The following is a 9,823-nucleotide window of genomic DNA, read 5'->3' as shown; positions in this document are numbered from 1 at the left end:
AAGTCCATAACAGTTGTGCTGGCGACAATAGCAAGAGTGAACCACCTGATCCCTTCCCGAACTCAGAAGTGAAACCTCTTAGCGCTGATGGTAGTGTGGGGTTACCCATGTGAGAGTAAGTCATCGCCAGCTCATTATTCAAAATCCCCCTAACTCTTATGAGATAGGGGGATTTTTTTATGCAATAAAAAAAGAAATGCTAAATTGAAAGTTAGTTAATCGCTATTGCTGAGTCTTCAGTAATAATTGCATTTGTAGCACACTTAAGCATGTAAAGTACTTGTCCTAATAAAATGTCTTTGTCTGTTAATGCAATAATAATCATTGGGTGATGTTGCGCTGATACAGCTGTTAAAATTGCTTTACCATTTTCAGCATCCAAAGTAATACTTTGACAACCAGTGAGTTGAATTTCTTTAGTAAATGCAGTAACCATGGCAAGAATTGAGCTACTTACAGCAGCAAGTTTACTATTGTTATATTGCCCACGTTTATGGACGCTAGTAAGTTCAAAGCCATCTGTTGAGCAGAGCATCACAAAATGCACGCCTCGAGCATTATTTATAATCATGCTAATTTGTTCATGTGCATATTGTACAAGTTCTTTAGGGGCTGAACGTTTTTGAACATTGAACATAAAGGATCCTTAAACGCTAATGTTATGATTAACTTCTACTGATGTTATAAGGGCTTCTAACAATAACAACACATCTTCTTTTTTACGTGAGTCAATAAAAAATAAGGGTGAATATAAATCTTGTTGGATCAGCCAATCTTTATAAATTGATGTGTCTTGATTGGTTTTTATTTCATCTGTATGCGTAATTCCAATAGCGATATTATGGGTATAGTTTTGGAATGTTTCTAAGTAACTTTCAATTTCTGTTAAGGGATTTTCTACGTTGTGATCAATTAAAATTATGGCACCAATGGCTCCTTGACAAATCACTGGCCAAATAAAATCAAAACGACTTTGTCCAGGTGTACCATATAGCCCAATTTTAAGACCATCCTCAAGTGTAACTTCACCATAGTCAATGCCTACAGTTGTCTCAAGTTTTGAATGCCGTTCTTGATCAGTATTTAATGCCTCGGTTGATAAAACAGGGATGTCTGAAAGTGAACGGATTGCTTCAGTTTTACCAGCCCCCATTGAGCCAGCAAATACAATTTTATATTGCTGAAGAATCATGTATTTGCTCCTATTTAAAAACCAAATTTACGGCGTAATTTACCTAAAAAATTTTTTACAAAACTTTGTTCTTCTGTTTTTTCAATTATTTCTGATGGTGGGCTGTAATGTTTGTCCCAAAGATTTATTTTTTTTATATTTTGAATAGTAATATTTGCTGCAATAAATTTTTGTACAAGTGAGAGAGGGATGTCATATTGCTCTGAAATTTTTGACATTTTTGCACCTTGAATAAAGCAAGCGGACATTTGAAAGATGAGTTTTCGTTGTGTATTGTCCATTGGCTTTGGCCAAGAAAAAATCTTAAAGTGACCATCTGTAGGTGAAATTGAAGCAAATGCAGGTGAGTTCCAGAATAAATTCCAGAGCCAGTCTTGTAATATTACTGGATGTTTTCTTGAGACCTTAGTGAGATCAATAATTGATGCAAAATCGTACTTAAAGCTTAAGTCTGTTTTAAATTCGAGACGATCTAGATTAGGCCATGCAATGTTGTGTGTAATATCAATTACAGCTAGCGTACCTTGATCATCAAAAAGGTGTAACTTTTCATGATTATCTTCTGAGAACAGTGTTTTAAAATAGTTTTCATCAAATTCGTGTAGATGATTGTTATCATTCGTAAACTCAAGTAGTTCTTCAGTAGAGCTCAGTTGCTCTGAATGGTGTATGAGGTTTATATCGACCCACTGATTCAGTGCATTGCTATCTTCAAGTGGAAAAAACAGTGTGTTGTTTTTCACTTGCCCAGAATTTTTAGCATTTTTAGCAATTTTTAACCAAGGTAGTTCTCTTCTGGATAAAATTCGTTGAATCCCTTCAGTATCGAAGAAACGTTCGTGTATGAATAAGCAATCTAAATTAATATCTGATGCAGATTTCCATTGAATATTAAAATGTTGTGGAAAAATACTATAAAGCTGATGCTTTAATTGATCTGTGTCGTGGATACTGAGTCCGGCAATTCCGATATTAATATACTGTTTGCTTATTTCATTTCTCTATCAATTGGGAAGATGATATTTGAAATATGTAAGTGAATAAAAAACCCTCTTATGCGTACATAAAAGGGTTGGGCTGAACTTAAGCGAAATCTAAACTTTTTTCATAAGCTTTGAGTTCGTGTCGTGCCATGGCTAAGTTTGCTTTTGAGCGATCAAGGACTAAATAGAGAAATACATTTTCATTTTTCTCTAAAGGGCGGATCAAATGATATTGCTTACCTAAAGTAATGAGTATATCAACGATATGATCATTCAAGTTAAGTGACTGAGCTACGCGTCGCTTTGAACGTACGACTTCTGTATTGCCTGCTGCGGCAAGTTCTAGGTCAATATCACCACCGCCTTGTGTTGCAAGTGCTAGCCCACTTTCACCATCTACGAGTGCTGCTGCATGAAAACCGTCAATAGTTGTGAGGGATTCTAATGAAACTTTAGCCATATTTATTTCTCTCTCTTGTAGGTTAAGCATGATTGTTATTAGTAAGTATTTTAGTAATTAAGTTTTGTTTCTAATTACTTAATTTAATTATAGGAAGGTCAATTGGCTTTGCAATGAAATTAATTTAATGCTTTAAAAGGGAAATAATTTCCAACTAAATTAGTCAGTTTTAATTTATAAATAGTGTGATCTAATTTGCTTTTTGAATTTTGATCTGTGTTTTTAGACAGCTTATTTAAGTACAACTATACAGAAATTATTGAATGTAATTTTTTATAATTGTTGATAATTTGCTTTATAAATTTACATAGAGTTTTAGTTAATTACAAAATAAAACAAATAGCTTTTAAAATCAGGCTATTTTGGAAAAAGTTCATGTAAAAAAAACCTGCCCAATTGGCAGGTCTTTTTGTTTTGTCGATTTTCTTAAGCGAACATATTCGTTGCTGCTGAATATAAAATCCATAGAATTGCAATAGCAACGACTGGTTCAACAACTTTTGACCATGTTGGTACTGTTGCTTCTACAGCCACATTATTATCATCGTGCTGAGCGTTTTGTTGATGAACCATCTGATTAAACTCCTTCATAGATGCCTCTAATGATATATCTTCTTGCAGATTTGGTTTAGAGCCTAGAAGTTCTGTTAGGTTGTTTGTTGACCAAACCCAGTCATCTGCTTGACCAGAAAGATGTTCAATTTGTCCATTTAATAATTCGCGAATGCTCTGTAGAGAGTGAGAGCCTGTATCATGAAGTTGTTTCAGTTCAAGTAATTGCAAATGAAACACTTCAGTTGTTAGTTGCTCTAGTTCAGTTCGACTCAATGTTGATGCATTTGATGGATTTGTTGTTAAATGGCGAGAAACTTCCTGAATATACAATTCATCTGGATTTGAAATCTCTTGATAAACCTTTTCACCATTACTGCGTAATTGATTAATCAGTTCACCAAGTGTTAAGGCATTGATTTGACGGATATGTGAGCGTTTTTCTTCACGATCTAGATGACTTAAAAGCATAGGCTTTTGAGATTCAATTTGTTCTGCGAAATATTGTACTAAATCAAAAGCCATGATTTGCTCCGTTGTTTTAATCGAGCAACCTTAAACCCGGTTTTTTCTTTGGTTGCTCTTGTTGTTCTTGATCGTTTGATTTTAAAGCATTTTGCTCTTGATTGATATCTGCATATTCAGCTGGATCAAAGAACATGCCTTGCCCATTTTCACGAGCATAGATACCTAATAAGGCACTAAACGGAACATAGAGATTTTGTGAGACGCCACCGAAACGTGCCGAAAAGGTAATAGCATCATTGCTCATATGTAAAGCGTGCGTTGCATGGGGTGCAATATTTAAAACAATCTGACCATCTTGTACATATTGTACGGGTACCATCGTGTCTTTTTGCGTTGCATCGACCAATAAGTAAGGGGTTAACTGGTTATCACAAATCCATTCGAAAAGTGCACGGGTAAGATAAGGTCTGGTTGGGCTTAATGGAATATCTTGATCTGACATAATCGTTACTCTAAAAATTGGAAATAAAATTACTGTTTTGGCAAGAATTCGCTATAGCGATTTTTTTCTTGCAAGGTCAAAGATTTAATAAATGCAGGACGACTAAAAATGCGTTGGCAGTATAAGAAAATAGGTCTACATTGTTGTTTTGGTAGTTGAATACCCATAACTTTGAGTCGAAGGAAAATTGGTGCAAGCATACAGTCGAGCATGCTGAATTGTTCAGACATAAAATATGGATAATGCTGAAAAAGTGGTGTGAGTGATATTAATGTATCACGAAGTTGCTTTTGTGCTTTGTGTTTTGCTTGTTCATTAAGTGTATCAGGGTGGCGGAGCATGACGTCAGCAAGCTTCAACCAATCTTGTTCAAAACGCCATACATATTGACGCTGTTCTGCCCGTGGCATCGGGGCATCTGCATAGAGTTTATTTTGACGATAACGATCATCCAAATACTCTGCAATGATGCTGCTTTTATATAGTTTTAAACCATTTTCAATCATCATTGGAAGTTGATTATATGGATTCAAACTTGCTAAATCTTCGTCTTCATCATCTGCAATGATTAGGTTATGTTTAATTTGCTTCTCTGCAAGTACATAGCGTATCCAGTGTGAGCGAAAGTCATCCGCATGACTGTAAAGCGTAATCCCTTGGAGAGGTGCGTTTTCGACTGACATAATCCGAAGCAATGAGAAATGAATAAGATAGAATACTAAATATGGGCTATAAAATCACGGAGACTTTAGCAATATCAATTCAGTTGTACTTAAAATCACAATTTTATTTGATTTCATCTGATATATTTTCATGCTATCCCATGTAATTGATCCTCATTGCATTATGAGCATTGCACTTGTACAAAAATTACTATTTTTCTCTGCCGTTATTTTTATGGGCATTGGTTTTTATACGGCGCTCGCCGGTAGTTATGCCTCTGATTATGGAGCAGAGGATGATAGCCCTGAACAAAAAAGCAAAACTACTATCTGTACAATTGCACTAACATTGTCGGTAATATGCTTTATTGCGAGTTTGAGTCTCTTTATTTATCGGGTCGTTATTCTATTTACATCATCTTCATAAAATGAAGACATAAAAAAACCTCGGCATAAGCCGAGGTTCTTTTGTCCGATTCGGTAAACGAATTAACGTTTAGAGAATTGAGGACGTTTACGAGCTTTACGTAAACCAAGTTTCTTACGTTCAACTTCACGAGCATCACGAGTAACGAAACCAGCTTGACGAAGAGCAGGTTTAAGTGTTTCGTCAGAAGCGATCAATGCACGAGTAATACCGTGACGGATTGCGCCTGCTTGACCACCGATACCACCACCTGAAACAGTGATGTAAAGGTCATATTTAGTAGTCGCTTCAAGAAGCTCAAGTGGTTGGTTAACAACCATACGAGCAGTCTCACGACCGAAATACTGTTCTAAAGAACGGTTGTTAATTACGAGTTTACCAGTACCAGCTGATAGGAAAACACGTGCAGTTGCGGTCTTACGGCGACCTGTACCATAGTTAGTAGCCATGTGCTGTATCCCTTAGATGTCCAAAACTTGTGGCTGTTGAGCAGTATGAGGATGCTCAGTACCAGCGTACACTTTCATTTTTTTGATCATTGCATAACCAAGAGGACCTTTTGGCAACATACCTTTAACAGCTTTTTCAAGAACTGCTTCAGGTTTGTGAGCAATTAACTTCTCAAAGTTAGTCTCACGGATACCACCAGGGAAACCAGTATGGCGATAGTATTTCTTATCAAGTGCTTTTTTACCAGTCACTTGAATTTCTTCAGCATTGATTACAACGATGTAGTCGCCAGTGTCAACGTGAGGAGTATAAGAAGTTTTGTGCTTACCGCGTAAACGACGAGCGATTTCAGTCGCAAGGCGACCTAAAGTTTTGCCAGAAGCATCAACAACATACCAGTCATGTTGAACTTCAGCTGGCTTAGCGCTGAGAGTTTTCATTAAACCACTACCTATTATAGTTGGTTTGGACTATGGAATCTGTCCAAACAAAAGGAGACGCGATTCTAAACGAATACGTGAAGAATCACAAATGAAAATATAAAATTTCAAGCGCTGTATTGTAGTGTATTTCTTCATCAATAAACAGCCTATAATTCAAAAAATATAAAAAACTAGATGAAAATAAAATTATGTCTGATCACACTCAGGGAGCAACATTAGAAATAGTCCCATTTTGGCAAACATGGTTTCGCATCATTTGGATTTTAAACCTTCTCATAGTTAGCCCATTTTATTTATATCTTGTGCATTTACATGGTGTAGGAGATGCGGTCATGGTCTTATTGATGGCATTGTTTTTATGTTTTGTCACTTACTACATTGTATATTTATTATTGGCTTCCTTGATAATTGGTGGAATCTCATTTTGGTTGCTGTCATGCTATCCTCAACGGTTGAAACGCATTGAAAAATGGGTTTTTATTGTAATTGCTATGGTTTGGGCGCTGGGTATCTTAGGCTTCGCTTTTGAAGTAATTCCATATCATGTTTTACAGCGAACATATTTCTGACAGGTATGTATTTCGCACATAAAAGATTTAGTTTCAGCAGTATTGAGTAATGAGCAGTATAATAAAGCTGTCTAGCTACCAAGGAAAAGGCGTCGTGCTCCCTTTATATATCACTAGCGGTGAACCTGCAGGAATTGGCCCAGATATTTGCCTAAGTTTGGCAGATCGTATTGATGAGCGTCCTATTGTCGTTTTGGCTGATAAGCAGATGTTGCAGCAACGAGCGGAACATTTAGGTTTAAATGTAGAATTGGTTGATTATGTAGGGCAACAAGATTCTTGTGCGGTAGGACAGCTCTATGTGGAGCATGTTCCTTTAGCGGATACTGTGGATTTAGGTCAGCTTGATGCCAATAATGCAGCTTATGTATTAGAACAATTGCGCCGATCTGCTGATTATGCCATGTCAGGAAAAAGTGTCGGTGTGGCGACAGCGCCAGTGCAAAAATCGATTATTAACGATGCCGGTATTCATTTCAGTGGTCATACAGAATTCTATCAAGAGTTTGCTGGCGTTCCGCGTGTAGTGATGATGCTCGCAACTAAAAAATTACGAGTGGCACTGGCAACCACACATTTAGCGTTGCGAGATGTACCTGATGCCATTACCCCCGAGCGCTTACATCAAGTGATTGATATTTTAATTCATGATCTGAAAAGTAAATTTAAGATTGAGCAGCCTAATATTTTGGTGTGTGGCTTAAATCCGCACGCGGGTGAAGATGGATATTTAGGCATGGAAGAGATCGAAGTGATTAATCCTGTTCTGGAAAGCTACCGTGAGCAGGGCGTTCACATGAGCTTGAGCTTGCCTGCGGATACTTTATTTACCCCTGAAAATTTAAAAGATGCCGATGCGGTTTTGGCGATGTATCACGATCAAGGCTTACCTGTGTTAAAATCGCAGGGCTTTGGTGAAGCCATCAATATTACTTTGGGCTTACCGTTTATTCGTACCTCTGTCGATCATGGCACAGCACTCTCCCTTGCAGGTACGGGGCTTGCAAAAAGCTCTAGCTTACATGTGGCTGTGGACTTAGCGCTTGATTTAGCGCGTCAATGATCTTGTTTTATTTACACGTTGGAAATGTCTATGTATCAAATTAATGCCCTAAACCCCAAAGACGAAGGGCATCACACGCGTAAGCGTTTTGGGCAAAACTTCTTACATGACCAACGTGTCATTGCTAAAATTGTACGTTCGGTGAATCCACGCTCAGGGGATAATATCGTCGAAATTGGCCCTGGTCTTGCAGCGTTAACTTCACCGTTAATTGGTGAATGTGATGCTTTAACAGTGGTTGAACTTGACCGTGATTTGGCTGCAGGTTTGCCGGGCCGTGTACCGCATCCTGAGCGTTTAACCATTGTAGAAACAGATGCTTTGAAATATGACTTTACTGAGCTGTTTCAAGAAGGTCGTCCGCTACGCGTTGTTGGTAACTTGCCCTATAATATTTCAACGCCTTTGTTATTCCATCTCTTGGAGTTTGGTGACAAAGTGAAAGACATGCACTTCATGTTGCAAAAAGAAGTGGTTGATCGTATTACCGCCGAGCCAAACACTAAAGAATATGGCCGTTTGTCAGTGATGATTCAGTACTTCTGTAAGCCAACATTCTTATTTGAAGTACCACCGGGATCATTTAATCCACCGCCAAAAGTGACTTCTGCAGTATTCCGTTTAGAGCCATATGCAGCGAAACCAATTGTGGCGAAAAATGAAAAAGCTTTGGCGCGTTTGGTTTCACATGTATTTACTCAGCGCCGTAAAACCTTACGTAATAGTTTAAAAGGCATGTTGGTTGAAGACGGTTTTGAAAATGCTGGTGTTGATCCAATGGCACGTCCTGAGACCTTAACTTTAGCTCAGTTTGTTGCCTTGTCAGATCAAATGGTGGCTTAAATATGTCACGTGCAATTCGTTATAACTATGTGATCGGTGATGTACAAGGCTGTTTTGAAGCTTTAAAAGCATTATTAAAAGCCATTCAATTTGATGCAGAACAAGATTTTATTTGGTTTGCAGGTGATTTGGTCGCACGTGGTGAAAACTCAGTCGGTGCGCTCAGATTTGTTAAAAAGTTGGTTGATAATGGTGTTGCTGCGACAGTTTTGGGTAATCATGATCTGACTTTATTGGCTGTTGCACGCGGTATTAAAGAGATTAATCCAAAAGATAATACGCTAGATGTGATTAATGCTTTAGAAAGTGATGATTTAATTGAATGGTTACGTCATCAGCCTTTGTGTTTATTTCCAAATGAACAGACAGTTCTTACGCATGCCGGTATTCCACTGAATTGGACGACTGAACAGGCAGCTGCTTTAGCGAAAGAAGTAGAAGCTATAATTGGCCATGATGACTTTGAAATCGTCGATGCCTTCTTGAAAGAGATGTATGGTAAAAAGCCAGATCTTTGGTCAGATGAGCTAGAGGGTAATGCACGTCTACGCTGTATTACCAACTATCTAACCCGTATGCGTTTGACTAACGCAGAAGGGCGTTTGGAATTCAGCTTTAAAGATAGTCTTGCAGATCCAATGCCGGAAGGGTTTAAACCATGGTTTGAGTTTGAATCACAGGCAGCGCACACTCACCAAGTTATTTTTGGTCATTGGGCAGCTTTACAAGGTAAAACAATTTCCGAGCAGATTCAAAACATCGATGGTGGATGTGTGTGGGGGCATCAACTCATGGCTTATCGCCTTGAAGATAAAAAAACTTTCGCAGTTGACAACCCGATGATGTAATAACTTGTTGATAAATAAAAAGCCACGTCAAAACGTGGCTTTTTTATGATTCTTTAGGATTAATCAATACGAATCCAAGTTTGGTTGCGGCCTAATACAGATACACCGATACTAGCGCGAATGGTCAAGCGCTTCCCTGTACCATTTAGACGAATTTTTGCGTCGTAAATTTTACCTGAAAGTGGGTCAATAATACGGCCTTTAGCATAATTTTTGCTGTTATCGACCTGCTTTAAACCGCGGATAATTTCCATACCTAAAATCGGTTGGTTGGTATATGGTGCAGGACATTTATTACAGGTTCTTTGTGGTGTATAGCCTGGGCGAGGTGTAATTTTTATAATTTTGCCGGTAAAGGTGT

14 protein-coding genes and 1 rRNA gene are annotated in these 9,823 nt (G+C 37.9%); 5 read left to right on the top strand and 10 right to left on the bottom strand.

The genetic code is table 11. The features are described from left to right. Positions 1-17: 17 nt before the first annotated feature. A 5S ribosomal RNA gene (gene rrf / locus A9J31_RS07065) occupies positions 18-132 on the top strand. A gap of 79 nt (positions 133-211) precedes the next feature. On the opposite strand, the gene A9J31_RS07060 is transcribed toward rrf, so the two are convergent. The 9 genes from A9J31_RS07060 to rplM all read right to left on the bottom strand — a co-directional run bounded on the left by A9J31_RS07060 (position 212) and on the right by rplM (position 6,136). Beyond that, complete coding sequence (locus A9J31_RS07060; protein ID WP_067763403.1) at positions 212-637, bottom strand: roadblock/LC7 domain-containing protein; 426 nt, start codon at positions 635-637, stop codon at positions 212-214. 9 nt (positions 638-646) lie between these two features. Continuing rightward, positions 647-1,192, bottom strand: coding sequence for a GTP-binding protein (locus A9J31_RS07055; protein WP_067763401.1), 546 nt, complete (start codon positions 1,190-1,192; stop codon positions 647-649). Positions 1,193-1,206: 14 nt separating this feature from the next. Then, positions 1,207-1,935, bottom strand: a complete 729-nt coding sequence (locus tag A9J31_RS07050; RefSeq protein ID WP_245668211.1) for a hypothetical protein — start codon at positions 1,933-1,935, stop codon at positions 1,207-1,209. A gap of 340 nt (positions 1,936-2,275) precedes the next feature. Next, the gene (locus A9J31_RS07045; protein WP_067763397.1) at positions 2,276-2,635 is read right to left on the bottom strand and encodes a hypothetical protein; all 360 of its coding nucleotides are present in this window, start codon (positions 2,633-2,635) and stop codon (positions 2,276-2,278) included. Between the two features lie 426 nt (positions 2,636-3,061). Continuing rightward, positions 3,062-3,712, bottom strand: coding sequence for a hypothetical protein (locus tag A9J31_RS07040; RefSeq protein ID WP_067763389.1), 651 nt, complete (start codon positions 3,710-3,712; stop codon positions 3,062-3,064). Positions 3,713-3,728: 16 nt separating this feature from the next. Next, positions 3,729-4,157: a ClpXP protease specificity-enhancing factor gene (locus A9J31_RS07035; RefSeq protein WP_067763387.1), complete on the bottom strand. Its 429-nt coding sequence runs from the start codon at positions 4,155-4,157 to the stop codon at positions 3,729-3,731. Positions 4,158-4,186: 29 nt separating this feature from the next. Next, positions 4,187-4,840, bottom strand: coding sequence for a glutathione S-transferase N-terminal domain-containing protein (locus tag A9J31_RS07030; RefSeq protein WP_067763385.1), 654 nt, complete (start codon positions 4,838-4,840; stop codon positions 4,187-4,189). 468 nt (positions 4,841-5,308) lie between these two features. Then, a complete protein-coding gene (gene rpsI, locus A9J31_RS07020) occupies positions 5,309-5,695 on the bottom strand; it encodes a 30S ribosomal protein S9 (RefSeq protein WP_067763381.1) in 387 nt (128 codons plus the stop codon). A 12-nt stretch (positions 5,696-5,707) separates the two neighbouring features. After that, the gene (rplM, locus tag A9J31_RS07015; protein ID WP_067763379.1) at positions 5,708-6,136 is read right to left on the bottom strand and encodes a 50S ribosomal protein L13; all 429 of its coding nucleotides are present in this window, start codon (positions 6,134-6,136) and stop codon (positions 5,708-5,710) included. Positions 6,137-6,327: 191 nt separating this feature from the next. Here rplM and A9J31_RS07010 point away from each other — a divergent pair, with 191 nt between their 5' ends. From A9J31_RS07010 to A9J31_RS06995, 4 genes are read left to right on the top strand one after another with little or no spacing between them, the layout of a single operon-like run. Further along, entirely contained in the window at positions 6,328-6,708 is a 381-nt protein-coding gene (locus A9J31_RS07010) for a hypothetical protein (RefSeq protein WP_067763377.1), read from the top strand. A gap of 49 nt (positions 6,709-6,757) precedes the next feature. Then, positions 6,758-7,771, top strand: coding sequence for a 4-hydroxythreonine-4-phosphate dehydrogenase PdxA (gene pdxA, locus A9J31_RS07005; protein ID WP_171256681.1), 1,014 nt, complete (start codon positions 6,758-6,760; stop codon positions 7,769-7,771). 30 nt (positions 7,772-7,801) lie between these two features. Then, positions 7,802-8,614, top strand: coding sequence for a 16S rRNA (adenine(1518)-N(6)/adenine(1519)-N(6))-dimethyltransferase RsmA (gene rsmA, locus A9J31_RS07000; RefSeq protein WP_067763375.1), 813 nt, complete (start codon positions 7,802-7,804; stop codon positions 8,612-8,614). Between the two features lie 2 nt (positions 8,615-8,616). After that, complete coding sequence (locus A9J31_RS06995) at positions 8,617-9,462, top strand: symmetrical bis(5'-nucleosyl)-tetraphosphatase (RefSeq protein WP_067763373.1); 846 nt, start codon at positions 8,617-8,619, stop codon at positions 9,460-9,462. Positions 9,463-9,521: 59 nt separating this feature from the next. Here A9J31_RS06995 and A9J31_RS06990 read toward each other — a convergent pair. Further along, on the bottom strand, positions 9,522-9,823 hold a 302-nt coding region (locus A9J31_RS06990), incomplete at its 5' end, for a DUF2147 domain-containing protein (protein WP_067763372.1).

Origin of the sequence: Acinetobacter gandensis, from assembly GCF_001678755.1 — a bacterium.
In the GTDB taxonomy this organism is placed as follows: Bacteria; Pseudomonadota; Gammaproteobacteria; order Pseudomonadales; family Moraxellaceae; genus Acinetobacter; species Acinetobacter gandensis.
This window is presented reverse-complemented; position numbering and strand designations above follow the sequence as displayed.